The organism is Acidobacteriota bacterium (genome assembly GCA_016715115.1).
Taxonomy (GTDB): Bacteria; Acidobacteriota; Blastocatellia; order Pyrinomonadales; family Pyrinomonadaceae; genus JAFDVJ01.
On the sequence record JADKBM010000016.1, the window covers coordinates 101,521 to 122,789 of the forward strand.

Sequence of the window (21,269 nt, forward strand, 5' to 3'; positions counted from 1 at the left end):
ATACTCTCGCGCGAAACTTTGGGTTATGGCGTCCTTTGTTACGGAACGTAGGCGTTCGGCGTCGGCCGGTCGGTGTCCCGTGCATCAACCCGCTCCGAGCGCCAAAATGACAGGCCCAACACCACGCCAATGATCAACACCAGTCCGAGCAGTGCCCGTATCTTCGTCCTCTCCGTTCCAGTTGTCTTCCTGCCTTTCATATTCCGCGTCTCCTGCCAAAACCAAAAGAAATATTTGCCGGTCAATCAAGCAAAATGCGATGCTCGCCGCAATCGCGACGATATGTTTGAAGTCAATACCTAAGGATTGGGCTAGAATAACACCGTTCCTTTACAAAGCAAGCATTTTTTCGTGACGAGTTCGGACAAAATGATGCGGCCCGCGGTTGCACACTCAAGTGCGTCGTCGGCCCGGTCAATTCGTTGTTTGAGTCAATGGCGTCAACGCTTCACGCAAAGAACGCGAAGGTAATCTCGATTCAAGGGGTGATTCAGCGAGCGGGGCACACGCACGTACGATAGCACCCCGTGAAGCGGAGCGGAACCCAAGTGTCACACGCGATTTACTCAAGTGAGCGTGTAAAACACGCGGACCTGTTGAAGCCGCAAGAGGTGCGCGTGTTTCAAACGCTTTGGAAGTCGGTGCACAAACCACCACGTTCCGCTTCGCTTCACGTAGTGCTATCGCAAGTTCGCGTGCTCCGCACGCTTAAGACGGGATTGATCCAGATTCAACGATCTCAAAAGCTCTGTTCCGGCTCGAAATTCTCGAGCGCGAGGGCGAGATCGCCTCTCGTGCCGACATCTTCGACCGACTTGATCTGGGTCGCGAGCGAGGTCGCAAGCAGCGTGATGACGAAACCGCTCTGCGTACCCGGACTTTGAAGCGGAATCCACAGACGGCGTCCAAAGACGCGCGTTTTGCCGTCGGGCAGCAATCCCCGAAACTTCACTTCGTAGCCCTTCCAGCGTCCGTTCTGAATCGCAGTTTCGCCCTCGCCAAGAACCGCGAACGACTCCTTGAAGTATCCGCGAAGCTGTTCGTTCGACTTTTCGGCGAGCTTCTTGAAATTCGGGCGGTCAAGCGTCATCGCGCCGCGGCTCTTGTAATGGGTCACGAGCATTTGTTCGACGGGGATGCCGCCGCTCGTGGTTGCAATGTCCAGGAAATTCGTCGCGCTTTCGGAGCGCTTCATTTCCGCCGGATAGAAGATCTCAAAACCGAGGAAGTTTTTGGCCAGGTCGCCTTTGAGATTTTCCTGACGGTTGACGAATCGAGTGAGACCGGGCTCGGGTTTCAAGACGCGAACCGGCGGCGGACTATCGACATCGCCCTGAGGGAGAATTCCAGGCGTCACCGGCGTCTGAATCGGCTGGGTCGGACCGACGTTCGCTGTCTGCTCGGTGTCGGTCGCCGGAACTACCGGTTGGCGATTCGAAAGGAACTTCCAAACGCCCCACATCCCGAGGAGCAAAAGGGCGGCGCCGATGATCGGCAGTGCGCCCCAGATCCAGTTGCTCGTCTGCGGCGGTTCGGGGGAACGCTTGACCCAGGCATGGCCGTTTTCTTTTGTCTCAGGCGGGTTCTCCGCTTCGGCGTCATTTTCGACCGATTGACCGTTGCCCTCGATATGAATGTCGCCGTTGACCGGCGGTTCGTCAACGGCCGGCCGATTGATCGGCGGAACGACGAAAAACTCGCGCGGCTTTTCTTCGGATCTTGCTTCCTCGACCACTTCGGGCGTTTCTTCGGCAATCGGTCTCTCCCACGGAGCAACGGCCGTCAAGGCGTTGAAGAACGCGTCTCCGAAGTCGCGCGCTTTCGGATACCGTTCGGATGGTCCGAAGCTGAGCGCTTTCTCGATGATCCGGTCGGCGAGCTGCGAAACGTCCAGGCGGAGAGTTGACGGCAGAATGGCGAGGCCTTTCTCCTGCGCGGCGACGAGTTCCCGCTCGGACAAGGCGTTGAAAGGCAAACGGGTCGTCAGCATCTCGTATGCGATGACCGCGAGCGAAAAGATCTCCGACGCGAATGTCGGCGGCTCACCGACGACTTCCTCCGGTGATTTGTAGACGAGGTCGGATTCGTTCCAGAAACTGTTGGACAGTTCGAAGTTTACGAGTTTGACCTGCTCGATCCCGGTCTCCGAGACGGTCAGCATTATGTTCGACGGCATCAGATTGCGGTGCAGAATGCCGTTCTCGTGCGCTTCGCTGAGCGCATACGATGCCTGCCTAATGATGCGCGCGGTGCGTTTGGTATTGAACTGACCGGACGCACGAAGCGCGGCGTCGAGTGCTTGACCGTCGATGAACTCGCTGACGGTGAAACGGAATCCTTCGGGCAGTTCGCCGGAATCGAAAACGGCGGCGATGTTCGGGTGATTCAGATGCGAGAGCGAAATGCGTTCTTCGGCGAAATGCTGCGCATACGCTTCGTCGTCCATATAGACGCGAACGACGACGCGCCGGCCATCACCGATCTGATCGTCGGCGAGAAACTCGAGGGAGTCCTCGTCATCCCCGATCAGTTCCGTAACGACATAGCGCCCTTTGACGGTTTGTCCGACAAGCGCTCGCGGATCGTCCCAACTGAGCGCCATTCGCCCCGCGGGCCGAAGCGAGCGATCTCCGACCTCGGCGGTGCCGGACGGAATCTCGAACGGATTGACGAGTTTCGCCGTGGTTTTCGGTGCAACGTCCGTCGGTTCGGGCAATTCAAGCGTCGGTTCGGACACCTCGTTCGAGGTTTCTTGTGATTCCGCCAAAGGAATTTGCGATTCGGAGACCGATTCCGGCGTTTCAATCGTCGGTTCGGCGAATGTGTTCGCCGGTTCGGCGACGTTGGACTTCGGTTCGGCGAACGCGTTCACCGGTTTCGCCTCTTCGAGTTTCAGTTCGGCGATCAACGGAGCTTCCCGGGAATCGCGAACCGGGGCATCGAGCGGTTCTTCGAAATCGAGTTCGAGCAACGAATCGTCGTCATCGAACGCGAGCGGAGCCGCCGCGATCTGGCGCTGCGTTTCATAGATCTTGCTGATCGGCGCGTGGTCCTTCGGAGCTTCGGGTTTCAGCGGCTGTTCGAAGTTCGGATTGATGACCGTTTTCGCGGTCGGCGCCGAATCCGCCGCGTCTTTGTGCGGCATCTTGCCGAGAATGCTCGTAAAAACGCCGCCCGCCGATTTTCCGGTGTCGGACTTGGACATTACGGGCAGAAGACGACCGCCGTCGATCGAACAAAACCTTTGGGTTCCTTCTTCGTATGTGCTGCGGCACTTGGGACAGTAGAGCATCGTGGTTCTTACCGTTGCGACTGACATTAAGACTTTATCCTCAATAGATTTATCAAGCGTTCGGCAAAGAACGCCTGCTGAGAAAAAGAATCAATGAACCGGGGATTTCAGTTTTGTAGTGAGTTCCGGCTTCAGGCGGGGACAGCCGTTTCGTCACGTCCCCCGATGTTGCGTCCGTTGACGCGTTCGTTGAAGCGTCTGGGACGTCCGCGCGGCCCCAAGGCGAAACCCGCAACTACTTCGATTTCGCGATCTTTTCGGTCAGGATCGTGCGCGTCGGATCGAGCGCCATTGCTTGACGGTAAAGCCTTGCGGCGTCGCCGGATTTGCTGAACTTAAGAAACGCGTCGCCAAGCGATTCATACTCGCGCGCGAGACGCTTGCGCTCGCTGTTCGAGACGATTCGAAGCGCTTCGCCGAGCACTTTTTCGGCGTCATCGAGACGTCCGCGGCGTTGGTGCAGCGTACTGAGCAACGTGTACGCGACGACGCTGTTCGGGCTGACCTCGACGCTCTTGGTCAGTATCTTCTGCGCTTCATCGAAACTGTTGCGGGTAGTCAGCGCCCGGCCGAGGAGATTGAGCGCCGTCGGGTTTTTCGGGTCTTCGACGAGCGCGCGACGCAAAAGCTGTTCCGATTCAAGATAACGCTGCTGCGACTGCATCACGTCGGCGACAAGGATCATCGTCGGCACATCGGTCGAATACTGGATCGCGCGGCGATAACTCTCGGCCGATTCGGTTATCTTGCCGAGCCGCCGGTAAAGCCGCCCGAGATGCGCGTAAGCGAGCGCGAATTCGGGATCGATCTCGATCGCGCGCCGGTATGCGTTTTGCGTATCGTCGGCGATGTTTCCCCGAAGTTCGAGCGCCGCGCCGAGTTGGTCATAGGCGAACGCGTTGTCGGGGGCGATCTCGATCGCTTTGCGCGCCGTTTTTTCGGCTTCTGCATAACGTTCGAAAAGGTCGCCACCGATGATCGGCTGGGTCAAGACGAAACTCAAGGCGATGTACGCTCCGGGATTCGAGGGCTCGACGCGAATCGCGCTGCGGTAAGAGTTTTCGGCCTCCTCCCAGCGTTGCTGATCGGCAAAAATATTCCCGAGACCGTAAACTCCCCGCGAATCCCGCGGATCAAGCACGACCGCCCGGCGATACGCGGCATCGGCCCGCGGGTAATCGCGGTCGTCGCGAGCGGCATTGCCTTCCTCGATCGCTTTTTCGAATAGTTCCGCGTTGTTGACGCCAACGGTGATGACGACGCTTTCGTCCGGAATCGGCGTATTGACCGGCTGTTGACTGACCTTCGCGACGACCGGGGTCCTCGGCGCCGTTTTCGGTCGAACGGTCCTCGGCTTGGTCGTTGATTTGGCGACCGTCCGGTTAGTCGATTTGGGCGTTGATTTCGGGGTCGCTTTCTTGTTTGCCGCAGGCGCCGGCTTGGACTTCGCCGACGTCGTCGATTTCTTGGCCGCCGGCGACTTGAAGATGCCTGAAGTGCTGCCGAGATCCTGCGAAAAAGAAAAAACCGGCGAGAAAAACACGCACGCCGTTATTAAAAGAAACCATCTACCGTGGCCGATAATTTTCTGCATATTGCGCCAACTCCTGTCAGTCGGAGCGCACCAGACGGAAACCAATCGCTTTGTCGCGGTCCTTCGAGTCCTTGAAAACCCTGTACGTCGATGTCGAGCTCGAAGGATCTTTCTTGAGATCGAACGCGCCGCGCACCACCGAATGCGTTCTGCCGACCCGTTCTTCGACCTGCTGCGCCAAGTCCGAGCCTTTGTACGCTCGTGCCGGACTCGAGGTCCATTCCCAGACGTTTCCGACAAGATCAAGTACGCCCCATTTGTTCGCGCCCTCCGGCTTCGAGCCAACCGCGGCGAATGTCAGGTCGCGTCTCACCTGCGCCTTGTCTTCGTACCAGGTATCGCCCCACGGATAAAGAACGTTGTCTCCACCGTTGCGTGCGGCGTATTCCCATTCGGTTTCGGTCGGAAGCCGATATGTCTTCCCATCGCTCTTCGAACGCCATTCCGCAAATGCCTTGACGTCGTCGAGATTGATGTAGCGAACCGGAAAATTCATTTCCGCGGTCAGGGGCTTTGAGTTCTCCCAATTGCTCGGAACGGGATTGTAGCCGGTCGCCTGGACGAAAGCGAAATACTCCGCGTTCGTGACTTCCGTCTTATCCATCTCAAAGTCCTTCACTTCGACTTCGAATTCGGGTTTTTCAAGCGGGTCGCCGTCTTTGCGTCCCATCGTGAACTTTCCTCCGGAGATCTTGACCATTTCGGTCTTCACCGGCGGAAGATTCTGAGTGTTCGAGTTGCCTGAATTCGAGATACCATTGTTGCTTCCGGTCGTACCGGAACCGAACATCCCCATTTTCCAAGCGGCGAACAATCCAACGGAAGTAAGTACCAATACGGCTGCGATTCCAATTATTCCAACGATCAGCGACGATTTGCCCCGGGTTGGGACCGCGTTTGGATAGCTTTGCTGGCCGGTCTGCCAATTCTGGGCGGCCGCGGTGTTCTGCATCGGAAACTGCGACTGTTGGTTGACCGGAAACTGGGATTGTTGGTTGGTTTGAGAAAGCCCGGAATTCGAAATGCTTCCGGACATCACCATCGTCGCCGCGCCCTCCGTCGGGCGCGGAATGCCCCCGCTGTCGTCCATCAAACGCGCGACGACCTGCTGCGGTTGGCCGTCGCACACGACATCCGTCTCCCAATCGCGGAAACCGTCGTGACTGACTCGAATACGGTGATTTCCGCTTTGAATTCCCTCGAGAAGCAGCCATCCGTCGTCGTGCGTCAGCCCGACGGCGATGTTGTCGATGAAAACACGCGACTTCGGCGGATCCGAGTGGATCTTGATCATCGCCACCGGCAAGGCCGTTCCGGTCGAGTAACCGACCGTCGGTTGTGCGCCGGCGGATGCGTTCACCGCGTTGCGAAGTTCGTCGACGAGCTGTTCGACGGATTGCGTGCGGTTCTGGCGGTTTTTTTCGACCGAATGCCGGACCGCCTGTTCGATTTGAGGCGAAACCTGAACGCCGAGTTGCGCGAATGTCGGCGGCAGATCGCTGAGATGCTTCTTCATTATCGCCGGGATAGACGACCCCTTGAACGGCACATCGCCGGTCAGCATTTGAAAGAGCATCACGCCGAGACTGTAAATGTCGGCACGGACGTCGGGCTCTTCGTCGGCCCACTGCTCCGGCGCCATATAATAAGGAGAGCCCATCAATCCGGTCGTCTGGGCCTGAATGAACGAGCCGAGCAATTCTCCGGATTTGATCTTGGCGAGTCCGAAATCTAGGATCTTCACGGCTTCCGACATTGATTTTTTGCCGGTGCAGATCATCACGTTGAGCGGCTTAAGGTCGCGGTGGACGATCCCCTGATGGTGCGCTGCGCCGACTCCCGCGCAGATCGCGGTCATTAGCTCAAGCGCGCGTTGAGGCGGAAGCCGGCCCTCGCGCGCGAGCAGATCGTGAAGCGATTCGCCCTCGACATACTCCATCACGAGAAACGGCATCGTTCCGAAAGCGACGCCGTAATCGGACACGCCGACCACGTTTTGATGTCTGATCGCGGCGGCGGCAAGCGCTTCCTGCCGAAAACGCGTGACCAGTTGCGGATCGTTGCCGACAAGATCGGGAAGGATGACCTTGATCGCATGCTGCGTTTTCAGATATGCGTGGCGCGCCTTATAAACAACGCCCATTCCGCCTTGTCCGAGCCGCCGTTCGAGATGATATTTTTCTTCAAGCACCGGCACGCCGCTGAGCGTCTGCATCGTTTGCATACCGTCATCGGGGCAGGTCGTCACTTCATCCGGGAAGCATCGCTTACATTTCTGGCACTCTTTCATTTTGAAATTGACGTCGGGCGGAACAGTGATCGCAACTATACACGCATAAAACCGGAAAGCGTCTGATTCAGAATCCGCTTTAAGATTTTAGTTTCTTTGCCATTATCAATCAAGGCGAAAGAGTTGTGCAGACGAGAGTAACACGTAAGAGTAACGCCCTCAGGCGTGATCAAGACACGTAAGAGTAACGCCTTCAGGCGTGATCAAGGCCGAGACGCGTCACCCCTGAAGGCGTTACTCTTGGGTCGCTACATCCCGAGGTTCTTCATCAGGAATCCGTAAATGTCCGCCGCTTCTTCGATAACCTTCGCGGTCGGTTTGCCGGCCCCGTGGCCCGCCTTGGTCTCGATCCGGATCAGCGTCGGGGCGTCGCCGGCCTGCGCCGCCTGGAGCGCCGCGGCGTATTTGAAGCTGTGCGCCGGGAAAACGCGGTCGTCGTGATCGGCCGTCGTCACCATAATCGCCGGATACTTCGTGCCGGGTTTGATGTTGTGGTACGGAGAATAAGCGTACAGAGCCTTGAACTCGTCTTCTTTGTCGGGCGAGCCATAGTCCGAGGTCCAAGCCCAACCGATCGTGAACTTCGTGAACCGCAGCATATCCATCACGCCGACCGCGGGCAGCGCGGCGCCGAAAAGATCGGGCCGCTGGTTGACTACCGCTCCGACGAGCAGACCACCATTCGAACCGCCCTGCACCGCGAGTTTCTTTTTGCTCGTGTATTTGTTCGCGATGAGCCATTCGCCGGCGGCGATGAAATCGTCGAAGACGTTCTGTTTCTTCAGTTTCGTGCCGGCCTCATGCCAGGCTTCGCCATATTCGGCACCGCCGCGGATATTCGCGACCGCGTAGACCCCGCCCATTTCCATCCAGACGACGCGCGAAACCGAAAATCCGGGCGTCTGCGAAATGTTGAACCCGCCGTAGCCATAGAGCAGCGTCGGATTGTTGCCGTCGAGTTTGATGCCCTTTTTGTGCACGATGAACATCGGAACGATCGTCCCGTCCTTGCTCTTGTACTTGACCTGTTTGACGACGTAATCGGCCGGATTGAAGAGCACTTTCGCTTGTCGGTAGAGCGTGCTCTTGCCGGTTTTCATTTCGTATCGATAGATCGTCGGCGGCGCATTGTAGCTTGAATAAGTGTAAAACGTCTCGGTGTCGAAGCGGTCGCCGCCGAATCCGCCGGCCGAGCCGATGCCCGGAAGCTTGACCTCGCGGACGAATTTGCCCTTGATATCGACGATCCGGATCTGCGTATATGCGTCCTTGAGATAATTCAGCACAAACTGGTTGTTGAGAAAATCAACATTCTGCAGCGTTTCCGCCGTTTGCGGAACGATCTCGGCCCAGTCGGCAGCTTCCTTGAGAACGTCGCGCGCGACGAGCCGTGCGCGCGGCGCGCCCTTATCCGTGCGGAAGTAGAACACACTGCCGTCATTGCCGACGTAACTGTAATCATTCTCTAGTTTATCGACAATCGGAATGATCGGCGCCTTTTCCATCGAAAGGTTTTTGACGTAGACCATATTCTGCGGCCCCGTGCCTTTGCCGACGTTCAGGACCAGCCAGTTGCCGTCTTCGGTGACGCCGCCGCCGACGAAATACTCTTTGTTGTCCGGGCGTTCATAGACAACGTAGTCTTCGTCCTGCGACGTTCCGAGTTTGTGAAAATAGAGCTTTTGATTGAAGTTCTGGCCTTTGAGTTCCTTTCCCTTTTCGGCGTCCGGAAATCGGCTGTAGAAAAACCCGGAGTTGTCCTTGAGCCAGGAAATGCCGCCCTGGCGGTTCGGCTTCAGGAAATCCTTCAGATCCTCGCCGGTCGCAACGTCCCGGACGCGCCATTCTGAGCGGTCGGATCCGGAATACGCGACGCCATACGCCATCAATTTCCCGTCCTGCGTGAACGAGGTACCGGCGAGCGCCGCCGTGCCGTCGGCCGAAAGCTTGTTCGGATCGAGGAAAACTCGTCCCGGATCGTTGATGGAATCGGCGATGTAAAGCACGGACTGGTTCTGCAATCCATCGTTCTTGGTGTAAAAATACTTGCTGCCGCGCTTGAACGGCGCGCCGTATTTTTCGTAGTTCCAGAGCTCGGTCAGCCGTTTCCTGATCGATTCGCGTTGCGGGATACCGTTCAGATAGTCGAACGTCACCTTGTTCTGGGCCTCGACCCAAGCCTTTGTTTCTTCGGAGTTGTCATCCTCAAGCCATCGATACGGATCGGACACCTTGACGCCGAAATACTCATCGACCTGATCGACCTTCTTGGTCGCCGGATAATTCAGCTTCATCTGCGCAAAAGTACTTGCGGTCAACAACACCAGGACCAACCCCAAACAGCACGCCTTTCTCATAATCGAAACTCCTCAATGATAGTTTTTTGAAAATTATAGAGGATTTTCCGCCAAGATTCGACCCGCAAAAGGCCCGCCCCACCCAGACGGCACGGATTTGGATCCGCACGAGACGTTTCCGGGCCGCGGTCAACGGCGAAATGTAGGGATCACAAAAAGAAAAAAGGAGGCCGCCATTTTAGACGGCCTCCTGTGGAAGCTGGATCACGAGGGTGTTCGACGAATAAACTAGTCGGACAAGATGATTCCGCAATTCGTCTCAACCGGTTCGTCGGCCGGCTTGATGTACACGATAACGCCGGTGAAATAGACGATCACCCCAGTGAAATAGACGATCACGCCGTTGTCGACCTTCGTCGTTTCCTTTGCCGTGCATTTGTCAGTTCCGGTGGCGTCTCCGAGGATGATGCCGGCGAAGCCCGTCGATACCTGCATAGCAAAAATACTGAGTAACATTATGACTGCCGCGATGTTTGTCTTTTTCATTTTCTTTCTCCTAAATCTGATATTTTCGATTTCTCTTGCCCGTATGTAGTGCAAAACCGATGCCATTGGAGAATTCCGGTCAGACATTCCGCTAACTATCCTATTTACTTGATTTAGATAGTTCCCCAAGCAGATGGAGTTGACCCTGACTGTTGTGCTGTTCTGTTACATCTCTGGCGGGCCGTATTTGAACGGATTCGCTAACTATTTGATTCTAGGCGTGTTATATGTTTCGCGCTATGTGTCGGCGGTATCCACTGTATAGTTGGGTAACATAACGCGTTTGAGGGTCCCTTATGATGCCGAACCGCTTCGGCATTGAGACAAAATGCGAAAAGCCCGCGGGGCAATGCGGGCTTTGTTCGCGGATTCCGGCTTGTGCTTTCTAGAATGCCGGAAGATTGAGTTCTTCGTTGACGGTGTCGCCGACATCGTCGACGCCGCCAAGGAACGTTGGCGGGAACCAGTTCGACTTCTGATACAGCAACTCGTCGATCTGCTCTTTCGGAAGCGGCTTCGAAAGCAGAAACCCCTGACCGTAGTCGCAGCCGAGATTCTGAAGAAGCGCGAGCTGGTTCTCGGTCTCGATGCCTTCCGCGATGACGCCCATCTGCAGATTCTTGGCAAGCGAGATGATGGTTTGTAAAATCTCGGAATTCTCGCCGTTGGCACCAACCGTGTAAACGAACGAGCGGTCGATCTTGAGCGTGTCAAACGGCAAAGAGTGCAGTTGGCTAAGACTCGAATAGCCCGTGCCGAAGTCGTCGATCGAGAGCTGAACGCCGAGGCTCTTCAGGTTCGAGAACATCCGCACGGTCTGATCGATGTCCTCCATCGCGGCGCTCTCCGTGATCTCGAGTTTGAGGCAAGCGGGTGAAACGCGCGCGTCCGAAATCGCGTCCTCGACATCGACCAACAAGCTCTGGAAGGCCATATGCCGGCCGGAGATATTGACGCTCATCATCAGGTTGCGCGTCGCGTAACTGAACTTCTGCCATTCGGCGAGCTGCGCGCAGGTCCGTTTCAATAGCCACGTCGTGATCGGAATGATCTGACCGGTGTCTTCGGCGACGGGAATGAACTCGCCCGGCGAAATGAAACCGCGCTCGCGGTGAAACCAGCGGAGCAGCGCTTCGAAACCGATCAGCGAACCATCGGTCAGCGATATGATCGGCTGGTAGAAGATCGCCAGTTCGTCGCGTTCGATGGCGAAAGGCAGTTCGGATTCGATTCGCGCCAGCTGGACGAAACGTTCGCGGAGTTCCGGATTGAAGATCTCGACGCCCGACCCGCGATTCTTGGCGTGATGCATCGCGATGTCGGCGTCGCGAAGGACGTCCTCCGGCGTGTCGTATTCGAGATCGCAAGGAGCGATGCCGATGTTGATCCCGATGTTGATCTTGTTGCCGGACAGCGAAAACGGTTGCGAGATCTTCTGATGGATCTTCCAAGCGACCTTTTCCGCTTTTTGGATGTTCGCCAGACCATTGAGAATGATCGCGAACTCGTCGCCTCCGAGCCGCGCCACGAGATCGGTCGGACGGACCGACTTCAGAAAACGTTTGGCGACGATCATCAGCACTTTGTCGCCGATGGTATGGCCGAGGCTGTCGTTGATCTTTTTGAAACGCGACAGGTCGATGAAGATCACGTGCGATTCGGTGCGCCCCGTTTTGGCTTTGTCGGCCAGAGCTTTGCGGAGGTCCTCCGCGAAATAGGCGCGGTTCGGAAGGCCGGTCAACGCATCGTGCATCGCGGCGTGTTCGAATTCTTGCCGGCTTTTGCGCAACGCGCGGCTCGTATCCTCTTCGATCTTGAGCAGAGTCGAAAGCTCGACGGCGTATTTTTCAGCTTCTTCGGCTCGGCGCGCGTCGGCTTCGGCACGTTCGCGCCCGGCCTGCTCCGCCTCGTTGATCGATTCGGTCATCTCGGCGATGGTCTTGCGGTAGGCGAAAAAGAAGATCCCGAGCGCGACAATCGCGACCCCGATCGCGGCCGGATCCGAGTAACCCAGCAGTTTATAGAACACCGCCGCCAGCGCAGCCCCGACGAATTGTGTGATAGCGATCGCCGAACCTTCCTCGATCCAGATCTTGAGGAAGGGTTTTCCGGATTTCAGCGCGTAGTAGGTCGCCGCGAAAAATGAAGTGAAAACAAACTGGAGTATCGCAAACGTTCCGAGCGTCGTGATCAAACTCGAAGTCGAAGCCGGATCGGCGTTGCCCCCGAAAACCCCTGCAAACTTCGTCGTCAGCGCGTAGGCGAGCGACATTGAAATGGCGACCATACCGACGCTGTAGCCGATCGCATAATCGCTGAAATCGAGCCCCTTGTACTTGAAGTAGAGACAGCTGATCAGCATCTCGACCACGCCGGCGAAGATCGCCGCCTCGCCGCCATAGAGCAGATACACAAGGAATATCGCGGAGTCCGAGAAACTCAGGATAATGCTTGATTTCGGGAGATTGATACTGAGGCGCGGCGCGACCAGCACGGCGACCAAAAAAATGGCAAAGAAATTCCAGGTCAAATTCCGAAGGTCAAATCGTGTCAGGTAAAATGCAAAAACCGCGCATCCTAAAACGGATACGGCAATTCTATACGTTCTTTCCGTGGTCTTTTTATTCATCGGGCGAGAGTCCGGAGCTGGGTAGGCGATTCGATAGAACGGAGCGCCTCAATTAGGTTACCACTTTCCGACACGAAAATTCCACAACTATTTGCTTGGCGTCAACGCCGCTGGAATTGGACTCGAGAACGAGTGAAGATTGGATAAATTTGATTCTATCTGCCCTTGCTGAATCGTCGTTAGCGCGTAATTTGGTCTTGAGAAAACTGAACCGTTCGTTGGGCGACGCCGACTAACGATTCGGAACTTAGACCGGTGGGTGAACGGCGACCGCATCGGTCACGATTGCAGGATTGACGCGCAATTGTCCGGCGGCGAACAAACTGATCTCACTCGCAAACTCGCAACGGATTCTCGGCCTGCGAACGGAACCGCTTCGACCAATTCACTTGGCCAGTCTCAACCTCGAAAACTCGCGGTTTTGGGCTACGACCGCCGGGTTATTGTCGGGAATAATGTTCTGCCAACGGGACTTGTCGTCGAGAACCGTCGTCGCTTCGTCGACCGGAACCGGGCGCGAGAAGAGGTAGCCCTGGCCGTATTCGCAACCGAGAATCCGAAGCTGATGCAGTTGGTGGATCGTCTCGATGCCTTCGGCCACGATGTTCAAACCGAGTGTCTTGCCGAGCGCGATGACCGTTCGCACGATCTCGCCATTCTCGGTTCCGTCCTCCATCGACCCGACGAACGAGCGGTCGACTTTCAGCATATCGATGGGGAATCGGTGCAGATAGCTGAAAGATGAGTAACCGGTGCCGAAGTCGTCGATCGAAAGCTGCAGGCCGAGCGCGCGCAGATTCTTCAAAAGCGCGATCGCCGTTTCGGCGTTTTCCATAACGGCGCTCTCGGTGATCTCGAGTTTCAGCGTCGCCGGGTTGATCGTCGTTTCGACAATTATGCGACGGACTTGTTCAACCATATCGCTATGGGCAAAGTGCTTGCCCGAAAGGTTGACGCTTATCATCAACGAGGCGTTTTCCGGATCCCGGTTTTGCCATTCGACCGTCTGGGCACAGGCTTTTTGGAGAATCCAGAGCGTCAGCGGCACGATCAGACCGGTTTCCTCTGCAACGGGAATGAACTCGGAAGGCGGAATGATTCCGCGCTGCGGATGGTTCCAACGCATCAGCGCTTCGAAGCCGTTAAGTTTCATCGTCGCCAAATCAACGATCGGTTGATAAAAGACCGAGAGTTCGTTTCGCTCGATCGCGGACCGAAGGTCGGTTTCGAGCTGGAGGAGCGTCACGGCGCGCAGATGCATCGTTTGATCGAAGACGATGTGATCCTTGTCGTTCTCCTTGGCGTGATACATAGCGATGTCGGCGTCACGCAGAATATCTTCCGCATCCTCATACGTCACGTTGCAGATCGAGATTCCGATGCTCGCATCCGTGAACACCTGGCGGCCGGCGATCGTGAATGGCTTTTGGATCCGGCGATGGATCAACTGTGCGAACTGAACCGCATCGTCGGCCATCCTTATATTGCTTAGGATGATCCCGAAGGCGTCTCCGCTGAACCGAGCGACGAGATCGTTCTCGCGAATCATCGACGTGAGCCTTTTCGCGACGTGAGAGATCAGCCGATCTCCGACCGAATGACCGAGACTTTCGTTGATCGTCTTGAACCGGTTGAGGTCGAGTGAAAGCACCGCGAAGGTTCGATTCGGCGTGTGCTTGAATTTCTCGAGCAAGAACTTGAGCGTTTCGATAAACAAACTGCGATTCGGAAGGTCCGTCAGCTGATCGTGAAACGCGGCATGGCGATATTTCTCGCGGCTTTCGCGCAATTCGCCGCTGGTTTTTTCCTGTTCCCGGATGTAGTGCTGCAACTCCTCGATATGACGCTCAGCCTGCTCGGCTCGATCCCGTTCTGATTGCTCTGCTTTCGCCGACGACGATTTAAGCTCCTCGATGTAGCGCCGGTATGTAAGGAAGACAACTACCGCCACGCCGAGAGCGACCGCGATCAGGACCGGCTCAAGATTATCGAGAGCTTTGATGATGATCGCCGCCAGAAATCCGCCAGTGAGGAACATCAGCAGCGCATTGAAACAATACTCGTACCAAACCTTCCAGATCGGCCTGTCAGAGCGGAGCGCGGCAAACACCGCGACGAACAACGAGTTGACCAGAAATTGAGTTCCGACCATCAGACACATCAGAGTCACGAACTCGGTCGGTGTCGTTGTTTGCGACGCGGACTTGATGCTCGGAAAAACCGTGCGTGCGACGATTACGGTGACGAGAGTCGCGACGGAGGCGATCGAGCAATTCAAAAGCAACGTTCGCAATCCGATCGGGACGCCCTTCCGCTTGAGATTGAGCGATGTGTAAACCGATTCGACGGCCGCGACGACAATGCCGACCTCGCCGCCGTAAAGCAAAAGCGCGACGAATATCACAGAATCGGAGATCGTAAAGTGAATCTTGGTTCGCGGCAGCTGAACCTGGAGAAACGTCGTCAGCACGATCGCGGCGGCTGTGAACCACAGAAAGCGGTTGTCGACGATTGAAAACGGAAATCGAACGATCGCAAACGCAAGAGCAGCGGCGCCAAGCGCGACCGTCGTCCACAAGAGTGCTTCGTTTACTTTTTCTTTTGCTGTCACAATAAATGCGATCGAATCGATGGCCTCGGGAAAGATCCGAATAAAGGGCGAGGACTTGCGCCCGAAAATCGGGCCGAACTTTGTCCAGTGTTAGTATATGTTGAAACTGGTTGTGCTGACAAGAAATTTTCTTTCAGGATTCGACAAAAATCGACGCTTTCATCAGGTGCGTCCGCGAATCCTCAGTTCATACGCCGGAGCAAACTTGGGGGACCTTGTCCGTTTCGTATTCGGCGCCTCAGAATTTCGACATCCGGCGTTAACAGAAATCCCGCCCGCAGACTTGTAAGCAATGTCGGTGCCACATCCCAATTCGCCGCTCAAACATTGAGTATACGGAGTTTAGCGGCTTCGATGTTACGCGATTGTTCGATCTCCTTCGACCCCGTTGAGCAAAAGTCGGTCAAAATGAAAGAAGCGGCCGACTATTCCGTCGAACCGCTTCCTCACACAAAATCAAGGGCCGCTACTTCGTGATGCCGACCTGGCTCAGCGCATAAGCGTACTCGAACGCGACTTCCTTCAAACGGTCGTAACGACCGCTCGAACCGCCGTGGCCAGCGCCCATATTCGTCTTGAGAAGAACGATGTTTCTATCGGTCTTCAGCTCGCGAACCCGAGCGGCGAACTTCGCGCCTTCCCAATACGGAACCTGGCTGTCGTTGAGCGAGACCTCGATCAACATATTCGGGTAGTTCTGCGCTTTGACGTTGTCATACGGGGAGTACTTGATCATATAATCCCACGCTTCCTTTTCGTTCGGATTTCCCCATTCGATCCACTCCTCGGTCGTCAGCGGCAGAGTATCGTCAAGCATCGTGTTCATAACATCGACGAAAGGGACCTGGACTATCGCCGCCTTGAACGTTTCGGGCGACATATTCATCACGCCGCCCATCAACAATCCGCCGGCGCTGCCGCCTTGGATCACAAGCCGGTCGGCCGACGTGAACTTGTTCGCGATGAGCCATTTCGAAGAGTCTATGAAATCGTAGAACGTGTTCAGTTTCTTGAACATACGACCGTCCTGTCGCCATGTCTCGCCGAGTTCGGAACCGCCGCGGATATGCGCGATGCCGTAGATCATACCCCGGTCGACGAGGCTCAAACGCGCGGTCGAGAAGTTTGGCGTCATCGAAAATCCGTATGATCCATATGCGTAAAGAAGCATCGGCGCCGAGCCGTCGAGCTTCGTTCCCTTTTTCCAAACGATCGAAACGGGCACCTTCACTCCGTCGCGCGCGACGGCCCAGACGCGTTTCGTCTCATATTTCGTCTTGTCATATCCCGAAGGAATTTCCTGCTGTTTCAGCAGTTCGCTCTTGCGGGTCTTGAGGTTGAACTCATAGGTCGAATTCGGCGTGATCATCGAAGAATAGGTGTATCGGACGGCTTCGATGTCGTATTCGGGATTTCCGCCAAGCCCCATCGTATAAACACTTTCCGGGGTCGGAATGCGGAGCGCGGCGCGGCGCGTCTTGCTATCCATCACCTTCAGATACTCGAGTCCGTTCTCGACCTCCGAAACGACGGCGTGATCCTTGAAGAATGAAATTCCTTCGATCTTCACCGCCGGATTGTACGGAATGTAGTCTTTCCAGTTCGCCTCGGAAGGATCTGCGGCCGGCGCCCGTACAACCTTGAAGTTCTCGGCGTTTTTGTTGGTCGTGATGAAAAATTCGCCATTGTCGAAATCTGCCGAATACTCGTGGCCTTCGCGGCGCGGCGAGACGACTTTCCAGTCGCCGGTCGGATTCTCGGCCGCCAAGTATCGATACTCGCGCATCGTTTTCGCGAACGAGGCAATGAACAGCATCTTTTTGTCGCGGGATTTCCCGACTCCGACATTGAACAGCAGATCCTTGTCTTCGTAGATCAGTTCATTCTTGTTGGACGCGATCTCGTGCCGCCAGACTTTGTCGGAGCGCTTCGAAACGGCATCTTCCTGGCCGATGAAGAGGTACTTTCCATCATTCGACCATTCGGCGCTCGTCACGCGTTCGATCTTGTTCGGCAGCAGTCCGCCGCTGCGAAGGTCCTTGATCTGGAGCGAGTATTGCCGATACCCGGTCGTGTCGGTCGAGAAAGCAAGAAAGTTTCCGTCTTCACTAACCGAGAATTCACCGATCGCGAAGTATTTAAACCCCTTGGCCATTTCGTTCTGGTCGATCAGCACCTCTGGGTTCTTGAGATCTTTCGTCCTGCTCCGCAAATACGTCGGATACTGTTTCCCTTCTTCGGTCGTCGTGAAATACCAATAGTCGCCGATGCGATAGGGGACGCTCATATCGGTCTGTTTGATCCGGCCGAGCATTTCATTGTAAAGACCATCGGCAAAGCTCTTGTGCGGATTCATAAAATGATCCGTGTAGGCGTTGTTCTCCTCAAGATATTTGATCACTTCCGGGTCTTTTTTGTCATTTCGGTCGCGCATCCACGCGTAGTTGTCGACGATCTCGTAACCGTGGATCTTCAGGACCTTCGGTACTTTTTTTGCAACGGGTGCTTTCATATCGGTTTGTGCGAATAGTTCAGTGTTTCCAACTGTAATCAAAGTTATCGCGAATACCAAGATGCAGAACAATTTTGACATTTTCCTAACTCCCTTTCGATGAATAAGATTATAACAAGCGGGCCGTGTACATTACGCATTTCCGAACGATTTGTTTCGATTTGAACATCCCGAACAAACCCGTATTTCGCCGGCGCGCGTCACGCTGTCAAATCGACCGCCGACAAAACAAAAGGGCGGAAATCGGGAAACGATCCCGATTTCCGCCCTTTTTGTCGGTTCTGCCTTCTATCAGCGTTCGTTCATCGGAACATAAACAAGATCGCGGCCGCCGATGTACTCGGCCCGCGGACGGATCAACTTGTTGTTCGCGTACTGTTCAAGGATATGTCCCGTCCAACCCGAAATGCGCGACACGGCGAAGATCGGCGTGTACTGATCGAGCGGAATATCCATCAGGTAATAGGCTGAGGCCGAATAGAAATCGACGTTCGGATGCATATGTTTCTTTTCGAGCATCAGTTCCTCGATGCGCCGCGACATCTCGTACCACTTCGTGACGCCTTTCTTCTCGCCCAATTCACGGGAGAATCTCCGTAGCCAGGTGGCGCGCGGGTCTTCCGTCTTGTACACCGCGTGGCCGATTCCCATAATCTTGCGTTTCGCCTCAAGCGCGGCATCCAGCCAAGAGTCAACCTTCGACAGGTCGCCGATCTCAAGCAACATCTTCATCACGTTCGTGTTCGCTCCGCCGTGGAGCGGTCCGGCAAGCGCCGCGATCCCGGCGGTGACGGCACCGTACATATCAGCCAGAGTTCCCGAGACAACGCGCGTCGTGAAGGTCGAAGCGTTCAGTTCGTGGTCGGCGTGCAGAATCAGCGCGATGTCGAAGATCCGAACTTCGTCCGCTTCGGCGCGCTCGCCACGCATCATATACAGAAAGTTCTCGGCGATGCCGAGCGACGGGTCGGGCGCGACAATCTCGTCGCCGTTGCGAATACGCTCCCAAGCGGCGACGATCGTCCCCATTTGAGCCGTCAGTTTGACCGCGGTCTTGACTGCTGCCTCGCGATCAGTTCCATGTCCGGCCTTGTCGTAAAATCCAAGCGCGGAGACCGTTGTACGCAGTACATCCATCGGACTCGCGTCCTTTGGAAACGACTTCAGCATTGCAACGACTTCCGAAGGAACTCCCGAATTTGCCCGAAACTGAGCCTTGAGGTCATCGAGCTCATCCTGCTTCGGCAAACGTCCGTTCCAAAGCAGGAAGATCACTTCCTCGAACGTCGAATGTTCCGCAAGATCGTGGATATTGTAACCCTGATAGATCAAGATCCCGTTCTCGCCGTCAACATCCCCGATTGAGCTCTGCGCGGCAACCACGCCCCTCAGTCCGGCGGCTGCGGCGGTTGTTTCTGTTCCTGTACTCATATTGATTGATACCTTGTAACAAATTAGAATTTTCTATCAACTAAATTTATCAAATGAGACGCCAAACGGCAAGCATCCGAAAGTGCCTGAAGGCATGACCCAAGATACTAGAAACACTCGGTTTTTCAGGTTTCCGCGCGTCCGGTGCCGGCGTTTCCGGCGACGTTTTTTCGTCGTTCTTGCCGAATCCGTCGCGATCGATACCGCCGCAATCAAAAAGATCCGCGAAGCCTCCCGGCATCGCGGATGATCAGGGCGGGACGCTCAGCGATGTCCGCGCCGAAAGTTACGAAGACTCAGCGAATCTGAGTTTCATAGGTCGATTTGATCCGAAGTTGCTGCGCCCGGTTAAGCTTGACGTGCTTTCCGCGCTCGACGACAACGGCCCCGACTCCAAATGCCGCGCCGACGCCCGCGCCTACCGCTGCTCCGACCGGCCCGCCGACGACCGCTCCGACGACCGCTCCGGTACCGGTTGCGGCTCCGACCTTGATCGTGTCGCCTTTCAGGGAACTCTTGCCTTCGACCGTTCCCTCAGTGTCGACTCGCTTGACGTTATCGCCCTTGACCGGGAGAACTTCCGTCAGGATCGCGCTGAAGTTCGACCAACGCGCTTCGTTCAGAATAATGCGGTCAAAGGTCAGCAGGATCTCGGCGCGGCGCTTGATGCGGCCGGGCTTCTGGATCTTTGAAACGCGTCCTTCGACGATCGCGCCCCCGATCTCCATCGGCGAGACGACCTTGGCCGTGAACTTGTCGCCTTCCTTGCTGCGTTCGGTCGTGATCTCGTCATTAAGTTCGAGGATCAGCTCCGTTTCGGACGGAATCAAAATGATCGCCTCGGAGTTGGTGGTCGAATAATTGACCTCGTCGGTCTTGGTCTTCAACACCGGTGCTTCTTCGACCGGATCGGTCCTTGTCGCCGTCACGGTAACGTCCGGAACCGGCGTCGTTGGAACCTGAATCTCGTTCCGGCGCTTGAGGTCCGTCGGCAGGTTCGCGTCGAACGAACGCTTTTCGTAGCCGGCGTTGTAACCCGTTTCGAAGCCTTGCTGGTAACCGTCCCGGTAATCTTCGATCGTGCCGAAATCCTTGCTGTACGCACGGTCGGCCTTTGTGTATTCATTATGCCGCGTGTAGCTCTTCGCGGCATTGTCGATGACGTCGCGGTACCCGGCCATATAACCGTCCGAATAGCCTGTTCGGTAACCTCTTTGCAGAGCGACCTTGGTTGTCTGGGCATTGATTGTCTGAAGGGGCAGCGTCAGAAAAGTTACAAGACTCAGGGAGAGAATCAGGGCGAAACTCGAGAAACTTCTGGTCAGTTTCATTTTACCTCCTATGTTCAAAAAACAAGAAATGATTTATCCTCTAGGGTTTATACACTATAAGTTAAGAAATTACAACAACATTTTTCAAAGTGAAAAATACGACCGCCTAAGAACTCGTGGACGGTTCGATGCCGCAATGATTTTGTCAGGATGCCCCGAATCACAAAACCGGATCGTTCGAAATGGGATTTCGGTTATGTTTTTTGATTGTTTTGACGCCGAACAAACACCATTCAAACCGAATCAGGCATTAGTAAGCTTAAGCATTTCTATCTGTCCCTGAAAGGGACTCAGGTAATAGCGTCGGGAGCATCCCGACGACTCGGTTATAGTGATTGGACGTCCCTGGAAGGGACGCAGGGATTAATCGTTTCTTCCTGCGTCCAGGGACGAAAGGCCTCGTCGTTCGCGCGATCGTCGGGATACTCCCGACGCGATTGTCTGCGTGCCTTTCAGGCACGGCCACAATTCGTTCGACAGATGTTAGGTTCGAATAGGGCAAACAAAATCGGTGCCCGAAAAATCTCTCGCAAGAAACACAATTTCAAGTAACTGATGCCAAGGGATTTAGCTTATCCGTGTTTCGTCGGCGCGCCGTGCGCCCGCCGATTGGACAGCTAATGCGCAATCCGGGTTCAAACCAAATCAGGCATTTGAAGGAACTTCCAGCGAAGCGCGAAGAACCGCATGAAAATGCCAATTCTCGCGTTTTTTAGCGGGTTTCGCGGGAAAGAGA

At 55.4% G+C, this 21,269-nt stretch carries 11 protein-coding genes; all 11 read right to left on the bottom strand.

Annotated features, from left to right (window positions below; translation table 11 throughout):
• Window positions 1-38: 38 nt before the first annotated feature.
• A complete protein-coding gene (locus IPN69_18235) occupies window positions 39-200 on the bottom strand; it encodes a hypothetical protein (GenBank protein MBK8812650.1) in 162 nt (53 codons plus the stop codon).
• Between the two features lie 539 nt (window positions 201-739).
• Complete coding sequence (locus tag IPN69_18240) at window positions 740-3,319, bottom strand: protein kinase (protein ID MBK8812651.1); 2,580 nt, start codon at window positions 3,317-3,319, stop codon at window positions 740-742.
• A 208-nt stretch (window positions 3,320-3,527) separates the two neighbouring features.
• Entirely contained in the window at window positions 3,528-4,886 is a 1,359-nt protein-coding gene (locus IPN69_18245) for a tetratricopeptide repeat protein (protein ID MBK8812652.1), read from the bottom strand.
• Between the two features lie 16 nt (window positions 4,887-4,902).
• A complete protein-coding gene (locus IPN69_18250; protein MBK8812653.1) occupies window positions 4,903-7,176 on the bottom strand; it encodes an SUMF1/EgtB/PvdO family nonheme iron enzyme in 2,274 nt (757 codons plus the stop codon).
• Between the two features lie 248 nt (window positions 7,177-7,424).
• A complete protein-coding gene (locus IPN69_18255) occupies window positions 7,425-9,533 on the bottom strand; it encodes a S9 family peptidase (GenBank protein ID MBK8812654.1) in 2,109 nt (702 codons plus the stop codon).
• A gap of 228 nt (window positions 9,534-9,761) precedes the next feature.
• Window positions 9,762-10,019, bottom strand: a complete 258-nt coding sequence (locus IPN69_18260) for a hypothetical protein (protein MBK8812655.1) — start codon at window positions 10,017-10,019, stop codon at window positions 9,762-9,764.
• A 385-nt stretch (window positions 10,020-10,404) separates the two neighbouring features.
• Window positions 10,405-12,549: a bifunctional diguanylate cyclase/phosphodiesterase gene (locus tag IPN69_18265; GenBank protein ID MBK8812656.1), complete on the bottom strand. Its 2,145-nt coding sequence runs from the start codon at window positions 12,547-12,549 to the stop codon at window positions 10,405-10,407.
• Window positions 12,550-13,033: 484 nt separating this feature from the next.
• The gene (locus tag IPN69_18270) at window positions 13,034-15,259 is read right to left on the bottom strand and encodes an EAL domain-containing protein (protein MBK8812657.1); all 2,226 of its coding nucleotides are present in this window, start codon (window positions 15,257-15,259) and stop codon (window positions 13,034-13,036) included.
• A gap of 466 nt (window positions 15,260-15,725) precedes the next feature.
• Window positions 15,726-17,771: a S9 family peptidase gene (locus IPN69_18275; GenBank protein ID MBK8812658.1), complete on the bottom strand. Its 2,046-nt coding sequence runs from the start codon at window positions 17,769-17,771 to the stop codon at window positions 15,726-15,728.
• Between the two features lie 291 nt (window positions 17,772-18,062).
• A complete protein-coding gene (locus tag IPN69_18280; protein ID MBK8812659.1) occupies window positions 18,063-19,202 on the bottom strand; it encodes a citrate synthase in 1,140 nt (379 codons plus the stop codon).
• A 296-nt stretch (window positions 19,203-19,498) separates the two neighbouring features.
• Window positions 19,499-20,533: a hypothetical protein gene (locus IPN69_18285; GenBank protein ID MBK8812660.1), complete on the bottom strand. Its 1,035-nt coding sequence runs from the start codon at window positions 20,531-20,533 to the stop codon at window positions 19,499-19,501.
• Between the last annotated feature and the right edge of the window lie 736 nt (window positions 20,534-21,269).

Excerpts from the sequence above, each read along its gene's own strand:
- IPN69_18235 (MBK8812650.1), bottom strand. The coding sequence starts at position 200 with ATGAAAGGCAGGAAGACAACTGGAACGGAGAGGACGAAGATACGGGCA.
- IPN69_18240 (MBK8812651.1), bottom strand. The coding sequence starts at position 3,319 with ATGTCAGTCGCAACGGTAAGAACCACGATGCTCTACTGTCCCAAGTGC.
- IPN69_18245 (MBK8812652.1), bottom strand. The coding sequence starts at position 4,886 with ATGCAGAAAATTATCGGCCACGGTAGATGGTTTCTTTTAATAACGGCG.
- IPN69_18250 (MBK8812653.1), bottom strand. The coding sequence starts at position 7,176 with ATGAAAGAGTGCCAGAAATGTAAGCGATGCTTCCCGGATGAAGTGACG.
- IPN69_18255 (MBK8812654.1), bottom strand. The coding sequence starts at position 9,533 with ATGAGAAAGGCGTGCTGTTTGGGGTTGGTCCTGGTGTTGTTGACCGCA.
- IPN69_18260 (MBK8812655.1), bottom strand. The coding sequence starts at position 10,019 with ATGAAAAAGACAAACATCGCGGCAGTCATAATGTTACTCAGTATTTTT.
- IPN69_18275 (MBK8812658.1), bottom strand. The coding sequence starts at position 17,771 with ATGAAAGCACCCGTTGCAAAAAAAGTACCGAAGGTCCTGAAGATCCAC.
- IPN69_18280 (MBK8812659.1), bottom strand. The coding sequence starts at position 19,202 with ATGAGTACAGGAACAGAAACAACCGCCGCAGCCGCCGGACTGAGGGGC.
- IPN69_18285 (MBK8812660.1), bottom strand. The coding sequence starts at position 20,533 with ATGAAACTGACCAGAAGTTTCTCGAGTTTCGCCCTGATTCTCTCCCTG.